At 39.3% G+C, this 19282-nt stretch carries 16 protein-coding genes; 9 read left to right on the top strand and 7 right to left on the bottom strand.

Annotated elements, in window-relative coordinates:
* The 3 genes from H5122_RS13440 to H5122_RS13430 form a co-directional block, all read right to left on the bottom strand.
* A partial coding sequence (locus H5122_RS13440) for an ABC transporter permease (RefSeq protein ID WP_182682855.1) occupies positions 1-687 on the bottom strand: 687 nt, incomplete at its 3' end.
* The gene (locus H5122_RS13435) at positions 684-1382 is read right to left on the bottom strand and encodes an ABC transporter ATP-binding protein (RefSeq protein ID WP_182682854.1); all 699 of its coding nucleotides are present in this window, start codon (positions 1380-1382) and stop codon (positions 684-686) included. The genes H5122_RS13435 and H5122_RS13440, both read right to left, overlap by 4 nt.
* A 7-nt stretch (positions 1383-1389) precedes the next feature.
* Positions 1390-2460 carry a CDP-glycerol glycerophosphotransferase family protein gene (locus H5122_RS13430; RefSeq protein WP_182682853.1) on the bottom strand — a complete coding sequence of 357 codons (1071 nt, stop codon included), beginning with the start codon at positions 2458-2460 and terminating at the stop codon, positions 1390-1392.
* Between the two features lie 178 nt (positions 2461-2638).
* Between H5122_RS13430 and H5122_RS13425 the strand changes: the two genes are divergently transcribed.
* The 7 genes from H5122_RS13425 (at position 2639) to H5122_RS13395 (ending at position 10179) form a co-directional block, all read left to right on the top strand.
* A complete protein-coding gene (locus tag H5122_RS13425; RefSeq protein ID WP_004335513.1) occupies positions 2639-3742 on the top strand; it encodes a phosphoribosylaminoimidazolesuccinocarboxamide synthase in 1104 nt (367 codons plus the stop codon).
* 122 nt (positions 3743-3864) lie between these two features.
* Positions 3865-4527: a methylamine utilization protein gene (locus tag H5122_RS13420; RefSeq protein WP_004335512.1), complete on the top strand. Its 663-nt coding sequence runs from the start codon at positions 3865-3867 to the stop codon at positions 4525-4527.
* Positions 4520-6835, top strand: coding sequence for an EAL domain-containing protein (locus tag H5122_RS13415; protein WP_182682852.1), 2316 nt, complete (start codon positions 4520-4522; stop codon positions 6833-6835). Before H5122_RS13420 ends, H5122_RS13415 begins: the two co-directional genes overlap by 8 nt.
* Entirely contained in the window at positions 6822-7655 is an 834-nt protein-coding gene (locus H5122_RS13410) for a DUF3034 family protein (protein WP_007581959.1), read from the top strand. The genes H5122_RS13415 and H5122_RS13410 overlap by 14 nt, the downstream gene beginning before the upstream one ends.
* Positions 7655-8074, top strand: coding sequence for a group 1 truncated hemoglobin (locus H5122_RS13405; protein WP_007581961.1), 420 nt, complete (start codon positions 7655-7657; stop codon positions 8072-8074). The genes H5122_RS13410 and H5122_RS13405 overlap by 1 nt, the downstream gene beginning before the upstream one ends.
* A 177-nt stretch (positions 8075-8251) precedes the next feature.
* Positions 8252-9346 carry a capsular biosynthesis protein gene (locus H5122_RS13400; protein ID WP_259395791.1) on the top strand — a complete coding sequence of 365 codons (1095 nt, stop codon included), beginning with the start codon at positions 8252-8254 and terminating at the stop codon, positions 9344-9346.
* Positions 9346-10179 (top strand): sulfurtransferase, encoded by an 834-nt coding sequence (locus tag H5122_RS13395; protein ID WP_182682850.1) that lies wholly within the window; start codon positions 9346-9348, stop codon positions 10177-10179. The genes H5122_RS13400 and H5122_RS13395 overlap by 1 nt, the downstream gene beginning before the upstream one ends.
* A 449-nt stretch (positions 10180-10628) precedes the next feature.
* Here the strand turns inward: H5122_RS13395 and H5122_RS13390 are convergent, their stop codons facing one another.
* Positions 10629-10988: a DUF5522 domain-containing protein gene (locus H5122_RS13390; protein ID WP_182682849.1), complete on the bottom strand. Its 360-nt coding sequence runs from the start codon at positions 10986-10988 to the stop codon at positions 10629-10631.
* A 43-nt stretch (positions 10989-11031) separates the two neighbouring features.
* On the opposite strand from H5122_RS13390, the gene H5122_RS13385 reads away from it, so the two are divergent.
* Positions 11032-11358: a hypothetical protein gene (locus tag H5122_RS13385; protein ID WP_007581969.1), complete on the top strand. Its 327-nt coding sequence runs from the start codon at positions 11032-11034 to the stop codon at positions 11356-11358.
* 94 nt (positions 11359-11452) lie between these two features.
* Here the strand turns inward: H5122_RS13385 and H5122_RS13380 are convergent, their stop codons facing one another.
* Positions 11453-12421 (bottom strand): class 1 fructose-bisphosphatase, encoded by a 969-nt coding sequence (locus tag H5122_RS13380; RefSeq protein ID WP_182675695.1) that lies wholly within the window; start codon positions 12419-12421, stop codon positions 11453-11455.
* Positions 12422-12575: 154 nt separating this feature from the next.
* On the opposite strand from H5122_RS13380, the gene H5122_RS13375 reads away from it, so the two are divergent.
* Complete coding sequence (locus H5122_RS13375; protein WP_182682848.1) at positions 12576-15005, top strand: zinc-dependent metalloprotease; 2430 nt, start codon at positions 12576-12578, stop codon at positions 15003-15005.
* Between the two features lie 98 nt (positions 15006-15103).
* On the opposite strand, the gene H5122_RS13370 is transcribed toward H5122_RS13375, so the two are convergent.
* Positions 15104-15877, bottom strand: a complete 774-nt coding sequence (locus H5122_RS13370) for a YggN family protein (protein ID WP_024595182.1) — start codon at positions 15875-15877, stop codon at positions 15104-15106.
* Between the two features lie 319 nt (positions 15878-16196).
* Entirely contained in the window at positions 16197-19091 is a 2895-nt protein-coding gene (gene rapA, locus H5122_RS13365) for an RNA polymerase-associated protein RapA (protein WP_182682847.1), read from the bottom strand.
* Between the last annotated feature and the right edge of the window lie 191 nt (positions 19092-19282).

Here is a 19282-nt window from a genome sequence, read left to right as displayed (position 1 = left end):
CTCATGCTCATGCTCATGCTCATGCTCATGCTCATGCTCATGGCTCGCTTTACCGCCGTGAATTAAATCGATTGCAGCCAAAGGAATGTGCAGCGTTTTATCAACTGGCGTGCCTGTTGGGTTTAAAATGCCGACAACTTTAAATGGGTTATCGTCATGATGATGAAAACTGGTGTTCCCCATGCCGTGCGATATAACTATAGAGTCGTTAAGTTTGTAGCCTAATTTATTTGCAACTTCGCTACCTAGCACCACTTCGTTAATTGCGGAAAAAGGGTGGCCTTTATTAAAGGTTAGGTTTTGTTTTTTTGCAAAGCGATAATGGCTAAAGTAATCAAGTGTTGTGCCTAGTACCGCTTGGCCTTTATGGCTGTCGCCTAGGCTTATAGGTATGCTCCATTTTACGCCTCGCTGACTTGTTATGTATTGATAACTTTTCCAACTTACGCCGTTATTAGTATGGCCAATTCTAAATACTGACGAAAGCAGCAACTGTATATCGCCGGTACGCGCACCAACAATTAAATCAGTGCCCGAAATAGTATTACTAAAACTACTTTTAGCATCAATTCGTACGCGTTCAATACTCAAAAGTAGCATTACACTAATTGCGATAGTAAATAATGTAAGCAGTACACTTGCGCGGCGATTTAATAAGCTTTTGTAAGCAAGTTTAGCGAGAATCATACCTGCTCCTGCAAATTTATAAGATCAATGGAGCGGTTAAATAAAGGCTTTAGTGTTTCATCGTGGCTCACAAATACCAGCGTACTATTAGATAACTTTGCTTGTTCAAACAGTAGGTTTATAAAGCTCTCACGGTTATTTGTATCGAGTGCTGATGTGGGCTCATCGGCAATTATTAGTTCAGGGCTGCCTATAAATGCGCGAGCGGCAGCAACGCGCTGTTGCTGTCCAATACTCAGTGTCGCTACATCTTTATGGTGATACTGGGCAGTAAGGCCTAAAGCATTTAATAACCGTATCGCTTCTTTTTGTAAGGCAGAGTTTTTATTTGATGATTGCTTTAATATTTTTTGTTTTCGGTTTTTTGAAAACTCACACCCAAGCGTTATATTTTCAATAGGAGTTAAATAAGGAAGCAGGTTAAAGTTTTGAAAAATGTAACCAATGTGATCCGCTCTAAAAACATCACGGGTGGTATTGCTTAATTTAGTTAGGTTTTGGTTTAAAATTGATACCTCACCGCTAGTGGCTGTATTAATGCCAGCAAGAATCGCTAATAAGGTCGATTTACCTGAGCCACTAGGACCGTGTAAAAAAATATGCTCACCTTTTTCTATAACTAACTCTTTTATGTTGAGCGTGGGTGAGCTATCGCTTTTATGCCACTTAAAAGTTACGTTTTTCAGGTTTATCATTATCCGATTACCAACCCCAGTAGTTTAGATCTTTACGCATTTTTAGCTGTCTTATTATATTTAATGGCTTGGGTTTTAGTTTTTCGTTACTTTGTAAAAATTCATTAGCTGCATTTAATACGCGTTGGCTAGATTGGCCATCAGTATACGGATGAAGTTCCTGGCAATAGCTTTCAATATTTTGCATTAAATCACTAGGTTTAGTAAGCGCGTGTTCAATAGCTGCTTCTACTTCATCTGCGTCGGTAATATCAAGTAAATGAGGAAGTGGTTTTTGATTACAAAACGTGACTACCGGTTTACGTAGTAGTAAAAACATTAAAAGAACTGACGATGTATCGCACAGCATAACATCAGCAGCTTTCAGTAACGGCAAAACGTTATCGGTTTCAATAAATGTTAGATTTTCGTTACTCAGCGCTTTATATTTATTAACCCATTCGGCAGGCATTTTAGGATGAAACTGCATCAAAATACGCCACTTGCCTTGTTCACTAAAATGTTTTATTTGCTTATATAATTTAGGAGCAAGTGATAGCTTTCGTGAGAAAGTAGAGCATATAAGTAAAGTAGGGCGAGGGTCGTCGCTTACATAAGGATTATTTGAAGTATTACTAAAAAGTGGATCGAGTGTTGGCCAGCCAGTTTCAGTTACTTTAAAGAAACCATGCTGCTTAGCTAGCTCTTTAAATCGGGTTGTTGTATTTGGGCCTTGCGTACAATATAAATCGTAACAACCACGAATAGTAAAATGACCACGATTACCTTCAGAGCTGCGCTTTTCAGAATTAAAACCATGAAATACAGCTACTTTTTTACCTGGAATAAAGCTAGGTACTATATTACCCGGTATAAATGTAATGTTTGGAGCCCAGCTTTTTACATCTTTTATGGTATGCAAACGTGGCTCGTCTGTGGTTAAAAAATCGGGGTTTACTTCGCTACCCGCTAAAAACCAGCGTACTTCACCACCATGTGCCAATATTTGCGCCTGCAAAGGTCTCAAGATAGCGTATGAATAATTCTGAGAAATATACATTAAGTATTTTTTATTTTTAGTGGCAGTTAAGTAGTTCAAGCTATCTCCTCAGGCTGGTTAGCACATTAAGTTTACCCCATTGCGACTCGCTTATAAATATATGCCTTTATTTGTTTTAAGCATCCGATTGAGCTTTGAGGTTGGCTAGATTATTATACAGCCCATATAACCCCATACCATACTTTGCTCAAAGAGCATCCCTAACCCCGGAGATAGCATGACTAGCTATAAAGTTTTAGACGTAAACGATGATTTACCCATTCGTACCAAAGGTGAAGTACACAGCGGTAAAGTTCGTTCAGTTTATTGGTTAACTGATGAAGACAGCGCTCGATTAATTAAAGATAAAGGCTATCAAGTACCGACTGGTACTGAGCTTGCTATTATGGTTATTTCAGACCGAATTTCTGCATTTGATTGCATTTGGCAGGGCGAAAACGGTTTAAATGGCGTACCAGGTAAAGGTATAGCGCTAAACTCAGTGGCAGCCCATTGGTTTAAGTTATTTGATAAAGCGGGTCTTGCGGGCAATCATATTGTAGATATTCCGCATCCGTATGTGTGGATTGTACGTAAAGCCAGTACAGTAAAGGTAGAGGCAATTGCTCGCCAATATATTACGGGTAGCATGTGGCGCGATTACGCTAAAGGCATACGTAACTTTTGTGGTATTGAATTACCAGAGGGTTTAAAAGCGAACCAAAAGCTTGATAACGTTTTAATTACGCCGTCAACAAAAGGTATTATTGAAGGCGTTGCTGATATTCCGCCTGTTGATGATGTAAATATTACTCGCGCTAATATTACTAATAACTTAGATGTATTTAACTTTAAATCGGCAGATGACGTAACCAAATACGAAAAACTGTTAGTTGAAGGTTTTAAATTAATTAGTGATGAACTAGCGAAGCTTGACCAAATTTTTGTAGATACTAAATTTGAGTTTGGTTATGTAGAGGATTTAAATGGCGCGCAACAGCTTATATATATTGATGAAGTAGGCACGCCTGATTCGTCACGTATTTGGGATGAAGCTGCTTACAAAGACGGTAAAATTGTTGAAAATTCTAAAGAAGGCTTTCGTCAATTACTGATTAATAACGTGCCAGAGAGCGACGTATTATTAAATAAAGATCGCATGAGTGAGCGTGAGCAGTTAGCTAAAGATTATATTTTACCAGAATCAGTAATGCTTGAAGTGTCAAATACCTATGTTGGCATAGCGAGTAAAATTGTTGGCCGAGATATTGTGATCCCTGAAGATCCTCGTCAAGAAGTTATTACTATTTTAGATAATGATTACGGATTAATTGTTAAATAACAGTACTTAAGTGCTAATAAAGCCAGTAACTAAATCTTTATTTTTAGTTACTGGGCTATAATTCTTGCAATTAGTGCTCGTCTCTAATTAACTTAACCTAACATTAATGTTTAGGTATTGTTATGTTTGAACGGGCATTGCAAAAGTTTGCTAAAAGTCATTACTTTTTAGCTATAGGTTTGTTTTTTAGTCAGTTTGCTTTAAGTGCAAATATTGAATTAGTAATAGAAGATCAACACGGCCAAAAGTTATCAGGTGCAGTGGTTGAGCTTAATATTGCTGGTAAACAAGCCACACCATCAAATTTGCCCATTGCTATAATGGATCAAGTCCATAAGCAGTTTTTACCCGAATTATTAGTTGTACAACAGGGTCAAAAAGTTAACTTTCCTAACAGCGATAATATTCGCCATCATGTTTATTCTTTTTCACAAGCTAAGCCTTTTCAACTAAGATTATATTCAGGCCAACCAAAAGAGCCCATTACGTTTGAGCAACAAGGAGTTGTTGTTTTGGGGTGTAATATACATGACTCTATGGTTGGCTATATTTATGTAGCTAACAGCGAATTCGTATATAAAACAGATAAAAAAGGCTATGTAAATTTGCCTATTAATACACTGCCTGCACAAGTGAGTGTGTGGCATCCATTACAAACAGCACCATTGGAGAATAAAAAAATGATAACAATTAATTCTCAAAAACAGTTACAGATAACAGTAAACACATCGACTCCAGCACCTAGAAATACCTTTGGTAGTAAGTTTAAGGCTGGTAATGACTAATAGTTTACGAAATCGCATAACCATTTTATGTGTTGGCTTAGTGTTATTAACCACTATGGTCAGCTTGTTTAGTTTTTGGTGGTCTACGAGTAAATTTCAAGAAGAAAAAGTAAATCAAGATATTACCGTAGCGCAAAATGTTTATAAGCAATATTTAAAGTCAAAAGAAAGCCTACTGTTAACCGCTGCAAAAGTACTCACCTCCGATTTTGGTTTTAAGCAAGCTGTAGCAACGCGAGATGCAGGTACAATCAGCAGCGTGTTGTTTAATCACAGTCAGCGTATTGATGCCGAATTAATGTTGTTACTTGATTTATCGGGTAAGCTAATTTCCGCTAATACTGACGAAGACGTTTTTGCACACAACTTAAAGCCCTTGATGGAAGAGCTTTTAAGTGCGCCAGAAGAGTCTAGCTTTGTGGTGCTTAATAACGAACTGTATCAAATTATTTTATTACCTGTAAAAGCGCCACGTACAGTAGCCTATAGCTTGGTGGGCTTTAAAATTGATGACAATGTAGCCCATGAACTAAAAAGCTTAACAGGCATGGATGTAAGCTTTATAGGCAGCGCTGACGATATTGTTATTAGCTCATTAGCTAACCGCCCTGAGCAATTTGAACCTGTTAGCTATTTTAGTACCGTAACCACATCGCGGTTTTTTGGTGAGTATTTAGTGTATCGTAACCGAGATATAGATTTACCATCGTTGTTGACCCATCCCATAATTATTTTACTGAGCGCCGATTTAACACAAAGTTATAGTGACTTCGAAAAACTTCTTTTTACACTTATTATTTTAGCTATTTTAACTATGCTAGTGGGTGTTATTACAAGTAGCATATTTGCAAATAATTTAACTACGCCACTTACTCAACTAGCTGTAATAGCAAGGCAATTTGCACAAGGTAATTATGCATTTGAATTCAAAGGGCGAAGGCAAAGTACCGAAATAGACACGCTAGTCGCAGCGTTTGATAGCATGGGTAATGATATTAATCAGCGCGAGCAACAAATTAGCTTTCAAGCCCGTCACGACTCCCTAACAGGCTTTTATAACCGCTCAGCAATGCTTGAGGTGCTTGATGATGAGTTAGATTCATCAGCCGAGTACACGCTCGTTGCAATAGACATAAAAGGTCTTCGCCATATAAACGATAAGCTCGGTCCGCGCATTGGTGATGACTGCCTAAAGGCCGTTGCTTGCAGAATAAGTGAGTTTTCGGATGAGTTAGGGGGCTTTCATGCCCGTATTGGCGGCGATGAGTTTTTAACTGTGTTTCCGACTGCGGCAGCACGTGAACACAAAAGCGGTATTGTTGGCTTAATGGCACAATTACAAGCGTGCTACACCATTCAAAAACTAAAAATTAATTTACACTTTAGTGCAGGCATTGTGCAGTATCCTACCCAAGGTATTGCAAGTGATGACTTAATGCGCCGTGTGCTAATTGCAGTTGAAAGTGCTGCAAACACACAAGAGAGCATACATTACTATCAAAATGGCGAAGACGAAGCGCACTTAGATCGCTTAATAATGCTTGATGAATTAAAGCAGGCTATTAGTGATGACGATGGTCAATTGTTTATGACTTATCAGCCAAAATTACATTTGAAATCGCAAAAAATAGATAAAGTTGAGTCGCTTATTCGCTGGCAGCGAAAAGATGGTAGCTGGGTCAATCCTGAACTATTTATTGACTTAGCTGAGCAGTCGGGTCTTATTGTTGAACTTACTGGGTGGGTTGTTAATACGGTTGTAGCACAAGTAGCTGATTGGCAGTCTAAAAATATAAACTTACAGGCTGCAATAAATGTATCTGCGCAAGACATAGCATTTCAGGGCTTTCATGCAGCATTAGTTCGTACGCTTAAAAAGTACAAAGTAGATTCTAAGCTGATCACTATTGAGCTTACTGAGCGCGATATGATCGAAAACGAAGAAAAAGGTATTAAAGCGCTCGAAAACCTAAAGGCAATTGGCGTTAAAATATCATTAGATGATTATGGTGTAGGGCAAACATCACTTGGTAGATTAAAAATGCTGCCTATTGATGAGCTTAAGCTAGATAAGTGCTTTATCCTAAAACTTGATGAATCGCAAAAAGATCAATTTATAGTGCAATCATCAATTACGTTGGGGCATCAGCTAGGTTTCTCGGTTGTAGCTGAGGGGGTTGAAACACTTGGCTCATTAAATTTACTTAGAGGTATGCAGTGTGACCATGCACAAGGCTATTACTTAAGTCGGCCTTTAAAAGCAGAACTATTAGAAGAATGGCTGGAGGAATACTATGAAAAAAATTAAATACTTATTAGCAAGTTTGTTTTTAATAATTAGTGTACCGAGCATTGCAAGCAATGGAAAACTGCTAGCTACGCCGGGAGTTTCTCAAATTGAAGGCAGTGGCGGCGGTGGTATTGTACCGTGGGCACAACTTGCTGGGTACGCAAGTGATGACGAATTTTCGGTAAATGGCTTTTGTAGCCGCGCAGATGTAACCGACTACACACTTGACGTATGTGGTGCACAACTTAATTTATTTAATCGCGTTGAGCTCAGTTATGCCCAACAGCGCTTTGATGTACCAGCACTTGATGCTGAAATAGAGCAGTCAATTACAGGTGCTAAAATACGTTTATATGGCGATATTGTTTACAGTGATTGGCCACAACTTAGCTTAGGTATTCAGCATAAATCACTGGATGATGGCAGTATTGCAACACTTGTAGGTGCAGAAGATACCAGCGGCACTGACTACTACCTCGCTGCTAGTAAGTTACATTTGGGGGCTATTGCTGGTTATAACTGGTTTTGGAACGTAACCACACGATACAGCGAAGCTAATCAACTTGGTTTGCTTGGCTACGGTGGAGAAAATGGTAGTGGTAAAGTGCTATTTGAAGGCAGCACAGCACTATTTTTTAGTCGTGAAGTCGCCGTAGGTGTTGAGTATCGTCAAAAATCAAATAACTTAAACTTAGGCGAACAAGATTGGAAAGACTTATTTGTAGCATGGATGCCTAATAAGCACGTAAGTGTGACAGCGGCTTACCTTGATTTAGGAAGCATTGCAGGAGCTGACGATCAAACAGGTTGGTATTTATCGGTAACAGGATATTGGTAATGAAAAGCGTTGGTATTTTTATAGTATGCGTAGGATTGCTTTGTAGTTGTGCTAGCTCAACACAATTATCGCTTTATCAAAAGCTCGATGGTAAAGCGGGGATAGGCAGAATTGTTGATAGCTTTATCTATCAAATAGGTAATGACGAGCAGATAATTCATTACTTTGAACACAGCAATATAGCGTACTTTCGCCAAGGGTTTATTACTCATATGTGTATGTTAGTAGAAGGCCCATGTACATACGATGGCGACTCTATGGTAGCAATCCATACAGGTATGCATATTACAGAGAAAGACTTTAATCATGTGGTTGATTTACTTATAAATGCAATGAATGAGCAGAACATTAGCCATAGTTTGCAAAACGATATTCTCTCTAGAATGGCACCACTTCGTGGTGAAATTATAAAAATGTAGCCATAAAGGCTTTAAAGTAATTATTAAGTAAAGGGAACCTTGCTTTGATGTCATTGTCCACTTAGAATTATTTCATAAAAACAATAATTGGCAAATATAGCTTGTATGGCTTACCTATTTATCTCTCGCAAAAATGTACACGCAAAATACTATAGAAAAATAATCAAAAAATTGTCGATGGATTGCCAATTACATATCATGGGAGCCCCTAAGCTTTCTGCTGTTAAGTATTTAAAAGATGCGTTTCAAGTTAATTTTACTGATGTAGTTAACTCTCAGCTAAAACGCAAAAGAGCACGTAATGCTATCTGGAATAGTCCTATTATTACTGCTGTTTACAGTGCTGGGTTAGTTTTATTTGAACGATTACGATACGCTAAGTATTTAGCCTTATTAACCGAGACTAATCCTGACTGCATTGTTATTTGGAACGGCAATAAACTTCCAAATACGACCGTTGCTATGGCTGCAAAAGCATTAGGTGTTAAGCAGTTTTATTATGAAAATGGTTTACTACCCGGTACAAGCAGTTTAGACCCTAATGGTATTAACTATAATGCGTCGTTAAGCCGTGACCCTTCTTTTTACCTAAATTTTGACCCACAAAATAAGCTAAACTTTTATGCGCCGGATTTAATTCCAAGAGCTGATCATAAAAAGCGCTGTGAATTTGAATGCGCCGATGTGCCAGAACGCTATATATTTGCGCCTTTTCAAGTACCTCACGATACTCAATTAGCTAGCTTTTCTCCGTGGATAAACTCTATGGACATGTTTTACGACGAGGTGATTAAAGCGGTCAAAAGCTTAAACGATCCAAGTTTAAAAGTGGTTTTTAAAGAGCATCCGTCGTGGCATAAACATTACGCTCATCTTTATGAAAAAGATCCGATTGCAATTTTTGCTAATGGAAATCAAACAAGTGATTTGATTAAGTGCGCTGAAGCCGTATTAACGATTAATTCAACGGTCGGCTTAGAAGCATTACTGCTAAATAAACGAGTTTTAACTCTTGGACAAGCCTGTTACAACATTGAGGGTTTGGTAAAGCATGCAAGCACTGCAGAGCAACTTGCAGCAAATCTGAACGAAGTAATGCAGGGCTGGCAACCAAATACATTATTAAAGGATAAGTTTTTTAGCTTTATTGAACATGTATATTGTATTCCTGGCGTTTGGAAACACACTGAAGATAAACACATTAAAGCGATTGAAGCGCGTTTTACGGGTAATGACGAGTTTGCTAAGTATCATGGTGATAAGGAATCGTAGTGAAAAACCTAATTAGCTGTCAGCAATTACACGAGCAACTTAATAATCCTGCATTAGTGATATTTGATGCGGGTATGCTGCGCCCAGGTGTTTTGGGTACTTATTCGCCGCAAGCAATGCTGCCCAACGCTAAACGTTTTGACATAAAAAACGAGTTGGCCGATAGATCAAATCCCTTACCAAGTACGGTATGCAGCGAGCAGCAGTTTACCCACATGATGCAAAATGCAGGAGTAAATAACGATTCGTTTATAGTTGTATACGAAGATGGCGGTTTATTTAGCGCGGCAAGGGCGTGGTGGATGTTTAAAGCTATGGGGCACCACAATGTAAAAGTACTCAGTGGTGGCCTTAAAAAGTGGTTAGAGAGCGATTACGCCACACAACAAGGTTATAGCAAAGCGTCAGGTAAAGGTGATTTTACGGCAAACTATAACTCTGCGTATTTTATTAATAGCCAACAAGTGGTTGACGTAATCGATGAGCCCAGCACTGCATTGCTAGATGCACGTGCTTATAAGCGTTTTACAGGCGAAGAAAGTGAACCCCGAAAAGGCATGCGTAGCGGGCATATCCCAAATAGTCGCTCGTTACCTTTTATGGATTTACTTAATAAAGGTGAAGCAAAACCACTTACTGAAATTAAAGCGATATTTAATGACGTGGTCGGGGATGCACAGCAGCTACAATTTAGCTGTGGCTCAGGTATTACAGCCTGTGTTTTAGCGTTATTTGCTACTGAATGTGGTTACAGTAATTTAAGTGTTTTTGATGGCTCGTGGAGTGAGTGGGGCGCAAGTGATTCATTGCCCATCGCCACGGGAGAAAAGTAGACGTGTTGGATATGTAAAGCTTGCTCACGTTAAAACGCAGCGCCTCTAAACCTCTTTGTGAATAACAGTACTTAAAAATATTATTTACAAGGAGAAGTGAAAGAGAAGAAAATGAGAAAGTAAAAACCAGTGCCTACTCGTATTTGAATACTATTTTTATACAATCACTTACTCTAAAAGCGCAGCGCCTCTAAACCTCTTTGTGAATAACAGTACTTAAAAATATTACTCACAAGGAGAAGTGAAAGAGAAGAAAATGAGAAGGTAAAAACCAGTGCTTACTCGTATTTGAATACTATTTTTATACAATCACTTACTCTAAAAGCGCAGCGCCTCTGAACCTCTTTCTGAATAACGGTACTTAAAAATATTACTCACAAGGAGAAGTGAAAGTGAAGGAAATGAGAGGGTAAAAACCAATGTTTGCTCGTATTTGTATTAAATGGTTTTTATTTTCTAAAACCATAAGGGCAATTTTTACAACCATTTTTGCAGCACGAACCACGCTTTAAAAAAAACCACTTACTAAATATCATGTAACCACTTTGCATGGTGTAGTCGAGCCCTTCAATTAAATTGTCGTTACCTCTAAATTGTTTTGCAAAGTCTATTTGGGTTTTAATAGGTTGTGTATAAACACCCTCTAAAAAAGTATTTATTTTATTAAGCGTGCACTTGCGGCATAAACAACTTGTTGCTGTGATATCAAGCGGTAAAATAGCCGGCAGCTCATTGCACCAACATGCTGATATATCGTCTACATTACACGTTAAAGTACTGTGGCATTGAGTGCAGTTAAGTTCAGTCATTATAATTCTTTTTAGTAACAGTGAGCCAAGAATAACAAATATTATGAATACACAAAAAGCATTAGCTGAATTTATTACATTTGGTGAGCAAAGGGACGAAGCTATATCGGTTATCGTTTCAAGCCCTGCTGATAGCAATAAAACTCATTATACTCTCTCAACCGAGGTTTTAATTGATGTGCTTAAACGCTGTTTAAGTAACGAAATAGACTTAGATGATTTAGAGCTTTGGGCAAACGTAATTGAATCGCGAGATGACATTGATTGTGCTGAGCATGAAGGTTTTATTTATGCGCTCAGTAATAGCGAGCAAATGGGAGAGCTTAATCATCAAAAGCTTGCTCAAATAGTTGCGTTAGTAAAAATTTGATTTGTTTAAAAAGCGAGGTGTAAAACCTCACCTACAAAAAACCGCACTTCAATTGAATGCGGTTTTTTAAGTTGAAGACAATCGTTTTAAGCGATTATTTATGATATCCCAAGCACGTTTCGACTTCGTTTTTAGAACCTAAAATAACGGCTACTCGCTGGTGGATTGCATCAGGCTGAATATCCATAATACGCTCAGTACCGGTTGATGCGATACCGCCAGCTTGCTCTACTAACATAGCCATTGGATTTGCTTCGTAAAGTAGGCGTAATTTATTTGGCTTTTTAGGATCTTTAGTGTCTGTAGGGTAAGTAAACAAACCACCACGGCTAAGTACGCGATGCACATCGCCCACCATTGCTGCAATCCAGCGCATATTAAAGTTTTTAGCGCGCGGGCCTGTATCGCCTGCTAGCAAATCATCGATGTAGTTTTGCATAGCTGGCTGCCAATGGCGTTGGTTAGACGTATTAATGGCAAATTCGTTTGTATCAGCAGGAATTTCGGCAAAATCTTGTGTAAGTAAAAAGCTGCCTTGTGTTTTATCAAGGGTAAACATGCGCGTGCCTTTACCTGTAGTCAGTGCAAGCATTGTTGATGGCCCGTAAAGTACGTAACCTGCTGCAACTTGCTTATGGCCGGGCTGCATAAATATACTTTGATCAGCAGCGTCAGAGCCTTCTGGTGCTTCCATTATAGAAAATATAGTACCCACAAGTGAGTTAATATCGGTATTTGACGAGCCATCGAGTGGGTCAAATGCCACTATAAATTTAGCGTCTGGGTTACCTGCTACTGTGTAGTCTTCTTCTTCAGACGCGATTGCTTTAACCGTACCTGATTCCAGTAAAATATCTTTTAACAGCTGATTAGATAATACATCGAGCTTTTTTTGAGTTTCGCCTTGAATGTTTTCATCAAGGGTTGAGCCTAATACGCCAGAAAGTGCACCTTGACCAACGCGAAACGAAATTTCTTTACATGCCGCTAGAACTGTTCGAATTAATGATAAAAGTTCTCTTGAACAACCGTCTTCTAGTAATACTGGAGGGAGTCTACGCATTCTATTTTCCTGATAACGTGTTAAAACCAATCATAATGTGAGAGAGATTAGCTTATAGCGCTGAAATTCGTCTTAAATAACTGTATTGTTTAAATAGCACCCTATAATGGGACCACCTAATCGTACTTAAAACACAAATAACAAAGATAAGATTATGAAAAAAATACCACTACTAAGTTACATATTCTTTACTGTGCTGTGCTCTATCATAACTCAAGCGCACGCAGCAATTAAGTCAATTGATGAATTTACTACGCAAATGAATCATTTTCCGGGCTACTATTCGTTTTTTTACGATACCCAAAACGGAAAAGTATATTTAAAGGTTGATAAGTTTGAACAGCAATTTTTACTGCAACAAAGCTTGCCTTACGGTATTGGCTCTAACGATATAGGCCTTGATAGAGGTCAGCTTGGTAATACTCACCTTGTGCAGTTTGAGCGTTTTGGCGACAAAGTAATGCTGCGGGCTGTAAATACTTACTATCGTGCTAATACAAGTAACAAGGCTGAACAGCAAAGTATTAAAGAAGCGTTTGCATCAAGTATACTTGCTGGTTTTAAAGTGGTTGCAGAAGATAAAGCTACAGCACTTATTGATTACACGCCTTATTTATTAAGTGATGTACATGGCGTAAGTCGCAAGCTTGCTGCACGTAAGCAAGGGAGCTTTAGCCTTGATGAATCACGTAGCGCCGTTTATATGAATCGCTCAAAAGCATTTGTAAAAAACACCGAGCTTGAAGCTGTACTTACATTTAAAGGCACAAAACCAGGTGAATTTGTTCGCCAAGTAAGTGCTGACCCTTATGCGCTTACTGTTCATATGCATCATTCACTTATTCAATTACCAGATGATAACTACACACCTCGTAAGTTTAATCCGCAATCAGGTTTTTGGAGTATAGAACATAAAGATTACGCAGCGCCACTTGGTGAGTCTATGTATGTGCGTTATATACCGCGCCATCGTTTAACTAAAAAGGATTCAAGCTTACCTATTAGTGAGCCTGTTAAACCAATTGTTTATTACCTAGATCCTGGCGTTCCAGAGCCCGTTAAAAGCGCTTTGCTTGAAGGTGGAAAGTGGTGGAACGACGCATTTACGGCTGCAGGATATAAAAATGCATTTACAGTAAAAGTGCTGCCAAGTAGTGCCGACCCTATGGATATTCGTTACAACGTCATTCAATGGGTACACCGTGCAACGCGTGGTTGGTCATACGGAAGTTCTGTAATCGACCCACGTACAGGTGAAATACTTAAAGGGCATGTAACACTCGGCTCATTGCGTGTTCGCCAAGATATTTTAATAGCTGAAGCACTCGCTGCTCCTTATTTAAAAGGTAATGAAGTTGCTAAAAACTTACAAGCAATGGCGCTTGATCGCATTCGCCAATTAAGCGCGCATGAAATTGGTCACACGTTAGGTATTTCTCATAACTTTGCTGCATCGGTAGGTGATAGAGCTTCTGTAATGGACTACCCACATCCGCTACTTAGTTTTAATGAACAAGGTAAGCTTGATGTAACGCGCGGCTATGCAACAGGCATGGGCGTGTGGGATACCCAGGTAATTAAATATGGCTATAGCGATTTTACTAACCAAGATGAAAGCGCAGAACTCGCTGCTATTTTAAAAGAAAATAAAGCCAAAGGCCTTGAGTTTATATCAGATAGCGACGCTCGTGCTAAAGGTGGCGCGCATCCAACAGCTCATTTATGGGATAACGGCACTAATCCTTCGCAGGAACTTTTAAGAGTACTCGACGTACGTAAAAAAGCGCTTTCGCAGTTTGGTATTAATAATATTAAAACGGGCGATTCATTATCGCAATTAGAGGAAAAACTAGTTCCGCTTTATCTGTTTCACCGTTTTCAGGTTGAGGCTGCGGTTAAGCTTATAGCCGGTGTTGATTACGAATACGAAACACGTGGTGATTCACCCATAAAAGGTGCACAAGTCGTTAATAAAAAAACACAGCAAGAAGCGGTAAACGCTATTTTTGCAACGCTTAAGCCCAGTAACTTATTACTTCCTGAATCTGTGTTATCGCTAATTCCGCCAAAAGCATATGGCGAGTCTAAATCGCGCGAGAGCATAGTTGGGCGCACAGGGTTAACGCTCGATGCAATGGCATTACCCGAGGTTGCAGTGCAGCACAGCTTGTCGCTTTTATTAAATGCACAGCGTTTAAATCGCTTAGCGCAGCAACAAGCGCGTAGTAATGACTTTTATAGTTTAGATGAGTTACTTGAGGAGCTATATAGCCAAGTGTTTAACGTGTCATCACCTAATACAATGACAGGTAAAATCACTCAGCGCGTGCAATTTTTAACAGCAAAAGCTATGGCTGATTTAGTAGCAAGCGATAGTGCAAGCCCTGAAGTGCAAGCGCAGTTACGTTACTACTTAGTTAAGTTGAGTGAAGACTTTAACCAAAACTCAATGCTGAGCCATACAAGTACTGGCGAGAGTGCGTTTAAGCAATATTTAGCTGAGCAAGTAAATCAGTTTTTAATTAAAGGACAATGGCCAAACAACTTTAAAGTGCTGCCAATCCCACCGGGCTCACCAATTTAGAATAAAAAGTAGAAGCGCTTAGTTTTAATCAATTACAAAGCAAAACACCGAGTATATTTATACTCGGTGTTATTTTATTCTAAAACCGAATACGTACTCTAAGACTTTATTTGCACTAAATCGTAATCGGCCATACCAGGTACTATTGCCTGTAAGCGAGATTCGGTTACATCGAGTGCATTTAAACATTCGCAATACTCAGAAGCCTTAAGCTCTAATTGATGTGCCTTTTTTTGTAGCGATTTATCAATTTCTCTTGAGATAATATCCATGCGTTGCCCCATGTCGTTAATGCGATCTTCTATATTACCTTCACGCGATTTAAACGCATCTCCAAGTGATACCAAAATAGCACCTAACGATCCATGCACAGCAGAGTGAATTTGCTGGCTGATCTCTTTAGTAAAAAAGTCATCTATTTGCGAAAGTGATTGAGGGGCTATAAAAAAGAAGTCATCTCCGCGCTTAAACTTATCCATTAGCGCGCGCTCTACATACTGCAATTGTGTTTTAAGTACTTCAGGTTCTTTGTCTGACATACCTTCAACTACGTGTTCAATAGCGCTTAAACCTAAGTTAACACCATCGGTAGCAAGGTTTACTAATTCGGGGACTGTGTGGCGAATACCATTACTAAACTGTTCGAGTACTTTGCTTTCGTCATCGCTTAAATCAACCCAATAACCGCGAATAAACAGTTGGTTATTGTTATTAATTTGGACACGAGTTTGGCCTTTATCTAATATGCGAATTGCATCGTCAGTAATAATTAAACCATGACGTAATTCAACATCGCATTGGGCTTGAGCAAAGACACTAGTGCTTGAGAGCGCCATGGACAACGCCAATATCGAACGAGATAGAAACGCCATAAACACCTCAAAAAGACTAAAATGGAAGTCGAGTAGGTTAACAAAAAAACAACTTTATGCAAGGGAAAATAAACCTATCAACTATCTCACAGAATAGTTGTATAGAGTGCAGCTTGAGTTTTTAGATACGGTTATGTTGGGCAAAATCAACAGTCCAACAAAGGGCTTAATATATAGCTGGAGAGGGTAGAATTGGCTCATAGTAAAATAAGAACACGTCGTTTTTAAATGAAGTTTAAAAAGGTACAGTTATTTATATCAATTAAGCTTAATAGCCGACTCTAAATTCACTCTGGAGTCGGCTCAAAAAACTAAATATTTAGTGTGAAACCACTATTAAGCGAATTGCATCAAGTTGTAACTGCGTTTTTTCAATATACGTAGTTAGGTCGTTACGTTGCTTATCGTAGAAGGTAATTTCTTCTTGGCGAATATTCGGATTAATTTGCTTAAGGGCAACAAGTCGTTCTTGCTCTTCACTGAGTGACGTTTGCATTTTAGCAAGTGACGCTGCGCGAATAACTTCAAGTTTTTCTTGTGCCATATCTTTAGCGGTAGTGATCATCGGGTGAACAGCGCTTTGTAGTGCACCGGCAAGTTTACTTGCTGTTTGGCGGCCTACGGCTGATAACTGCTGATTAAAGCCTTCAAATGCCACGTTTTCACCTAGGTTATTACCTGCTTTATCGAGCAATATACGAATTGGTGTAGGCGGTAAAAAGCGACCAACTTGTAATACTTTTGGTGCCATTGCTTCTGCAACAAAAATAAGCTCAACAAAAAAGGTACCAGGCGGTAACTTTTTGTTTTTAAGTAAAGCCACCGATGCGCTACCAAAGTCGTCGTCACAAATCATATCCATGGTGCCTTGCACCATAGGGTGATCCCAGCTGATAAAGTGTACATCTTCTTGCGAAAGTGCCGTATCGCGATCAAAGGTAACGGTCATACCGTCTTCTTTAAGCGATGGGAACGATGCATTTAACATATGTTCCGTTGGCTTTAAGATAATGGTGTTTTCGCCTTTATCTTCTTGGCTTACGCCAAATGTGTCAAACACATTGATCATGTAGCTTGGCAATTCAAACTGGTTATCGAGTTTTTCGATATCAGTCACAAGCGAGTCAGCAGCACCTTGACCCGATGAATGTAGCTCTAGTAAACGATCTCGTCCGCTTTCCATTTTTTTACGCAGTACCGCATTTTGTTGTGCTACTTGCTCAAGTAATGGATCGAGTTCGTCTTCATCGCAGTTATGCGCAGAAATATATTCAAGTAGGTCATCACGGAACTCTTTATAAAGCATTTGCCCAGTTGTTGATGTAGATTCGAATGCATCTAGACCTTCGTTATACCAACGTAGCAGTACTTCTTGAGCGGTGTTTTCAAAATATGGCACATGAATGTTCACATCTTGTGTTTGGCCTATACGGTCTAATCGACCAATACGTTGCTCGAGCAAATCTGGGTTTAGTGGTAAATCAAACAACACTAAGTGATGCGAGAACTGGAAGTTACGACCTTCTGAGCCAATTTCTGAACACAGTAATATTTGTGCATTATCGTACTCGTCTGCAAAAAATGCAGCAGCGCGGTCACGCTCAATAATCGACATGCCTTCGTGAAATACCGACGCTTTAATAGCTTCGCGTTCACGCAGTATTTGCTCAAGGCTGATAGCTGTTTCAGCTTTAGCACATATAAGCAGTACTTTTTCGCGCTTAAGAGTTTTAAGGGTGTCGATTAACCAATCTACACGTGGATCGAATAAACCCCAGCTTGCGCTTTCGCCTTCAAATTCTTGAAATATTTTTTCAGGAAACAGAGCACGGTGTGCACTTAGTTCAGGGTTTTGAATGCCGCCCATGTTACCAAGAACCGACATAGCCGTTTTATACTGCTTTGGTAATGCCATTGGGTAGGCGTGTAATTGACGGCTTGGGTAGCCGTCAATGCCGCTGCGGCTATTTCTGAATAATATACGACCTGTGCCGTGGCGATCGAGTAGCATGTTAAGTATTTCTTTACGCGCTGGTAAATCACCTTGCTGTGCTTTTTCAAGAATATCAGTAATATCGGTTTCTTTTAATAGCTCAATTAGCGTGGCTTTGGCTGCGTCGTCCAGAGCTTGCTCTTGCAGTAATTGATTTGCCGCTTGCGCTACGTCTTTATAATTTGCTTCTTCTTCTTTAAACACGTCGTAGTCGTAAAAACGATCTGGATCGAGTAATTGTAAACGCGCAAAGTGACTGCTGTGACCAAGTTGATCAGGCGTTGCTGTAAGCAAAATAAGGCCCGGAATATCTTGGCTAAGCTCTGCCATACGTTGATACTCTGAGCTTGGCTTGCCGTTATTGATACTTAGGTGATGGGCTTCATCTATTACTAAAAGGTCCCAATCAGCAAGCGTTGCTTGTTCAAACCAACGTTTTTTCTTGGTTAAAAACTCAAGGCTGGTAAGTACTAGTTGCTCTGTATCAAATACGTTTGGAGAATCTGCAAACGCTTCGTCGCAGCGCTCTTCATCAAAAATAGAAAAACGTAAGTTAAAGCGGCGTAGCATTTCTACTAACCATTGGTGCTGTAAGTTTTCAGGCACCACAATCAGTACGCGGCTTGCACGGCCACTAATAATTTGTTGATGGAGTATCATGCCCGCTTCAATTGTTTTACCAAGGCCTACTTCATCTGATAAAAGTACGCGTGGGGCAAAACGTTTACCCACTTCTTGGGCAATATAAAGTTGGTGCGGAATAAGATTAGCACGCTGACCAATTAAGCCTTTAATAGGCGATTGCTCACGTTCAAATTTATGTAACCACGTTTGGTAGCGAAGTGTGTAGCGATCAAAACGATCGACTTGGCCTGCAAATAAACGATCTTGTGGTTTATTAAACTTAATAAAATGATCTAAAAAGGTCTCTTTTAACTTGGCTGTTTCGCCATTATCAACACGGGTGCCGTGATAACAAAGTAACTCGCCTTGTACTTCAATAGACTCTACTTCTAATTCCCATTCTTCAACGCTTTTGATCACATCGCCAGGATTAAATGCCACACGGGTAACAGGTGCCTCTGCACTAGAATAAACACGGTTTTCACCACTGGCAGGAAATAATATGCTGACCTGACGGCCTTCAATGGCAACAACGGTGCCTAATCCTAAATCTGACTCTGTATCACTGATCCAACGCTGACCTAAGGAAAAATTCATGTATGTCTCGTCTATGATGAAAAAGGCGGCTATGTTACCTGTAAGCTAACACCACTGCAAGGCGCTATTTGGCTCACTTTTAATTAATTTTGTAAGTGTTAATTATTACTATTAAAACAGCTTGTTTATGACTCTTTTTTAGGTAAATCAAAACTAATTACAGTTTGTAATAAAACGGACTTTTATGACAA

This window comes from Pseudoalteromonas sp. SG43-8 (genome assembly GCF_014164245.1).
Classification (GTDB): domain Bacteria; phylum Pseudomonadota; class Gammaproteobacteria; order Enterobacterales; family Alteromonadaceae; genus Pseudoalteromonas; species Pseudoalteromonas distincta.
Note: the sequence above shows the minus strand (reverse complement) of the source record. Positions and strands in the feature narration are given on the sequence as shown.

Excerpts from the sequence above, each read along its gene's own strand:
- H5122_RS13435 (WP_182682854.1), bottom strand. The coding sequence starts at position 1,382 with ATGATAAACCTGAAAAACGTAACTTTTAAGTGGCATAAAAGCGATAGC.
- H5122_RS13425 (WP_004335513.1), top strand. The coding sequence starts at position 2,639 with ATGACTAGCTATAAAGTTTTAGACGTAAACGATGATTTACCCATTCGT.
- H5122_RS13420 (WP_004335512.1), top strand. The coding sequence starts at position 3,865 with ATGTTTGAACGGGCATTGCAAAAGTTTGCTAAAAGTCATTACTTTTTA.
- H5122_RS13415 (WP_182682852.1), top strand. The coding sequence starts at position 4,520 with ATGACTAATAGTTTACGAAATCGCATAACCATTTTATGTGTTGGCTTA.
- H5122_RS13410 (WP_007581959.1), top strand. The coding sequence starts at position 6,822 with ATGAAAAAAATTAAATACTTATTAGCAAGTTTGTTTTTAATAATTAGT.
- H5122_RS13405 (WP_007581961.1), top strand. The coding sequence starts at position 7,655 with ATGAAAAGCGTTGGTATTTTTATAGTATGCGTAGGATTGCTTTGTAGT.
- H5122_RS13400 (WP_259395791.1), top strand. The coding sequence starts at position 8,252 with ATGGATTGCCAATTACATATCATGGGAGCCCCTAAGCTTTCTGCTGTT.
- H5122_RS13390 (WP_182682849.1), bottom strand. The coding sequence starts at position 10,988 with ATGACTGAACTTAACTGCACTCAATGCCACAGTACTTTAACGTGTAAT.
- H5122_RS13385 (WP_007581969.1), top strand. The coding sequence starts at position 11,032 with ATGAATACACAAAAAGCATTAGCTGAATTTATTACATTTGGTGAGCAA.
- H5122_RS13380 (WP_182675695.1), bottom strand. The coding sequence starts at position 12,421 with ATGCGTAGACTCCCTCCAGTATTACTAGAAGACGGTTGTTCAAGAGAA.
- H5122_RS13375 (WP_182682848.1), top strand. The coding sequence starts at position 12,576 with ATGAAAAAAATACCACTACTAAGTTACATATTCTTTACTGTGCTGTGC.
- H5122_RS13370 (WP_024595182.1), bottom strand. The coding sequence starts at position 15,877 with ATGGCGTTTCTATCTCGTTCGATATTGGCGTTGTCCATGGCGCTCTCA.
- rapA (WP_182682847.1), bottom strand. The coding sequence starts at position 19,091 with ATGAATTTTTCCTTAGGTCAGCGTTGGATCAGTGATACAGAGTCAGAT.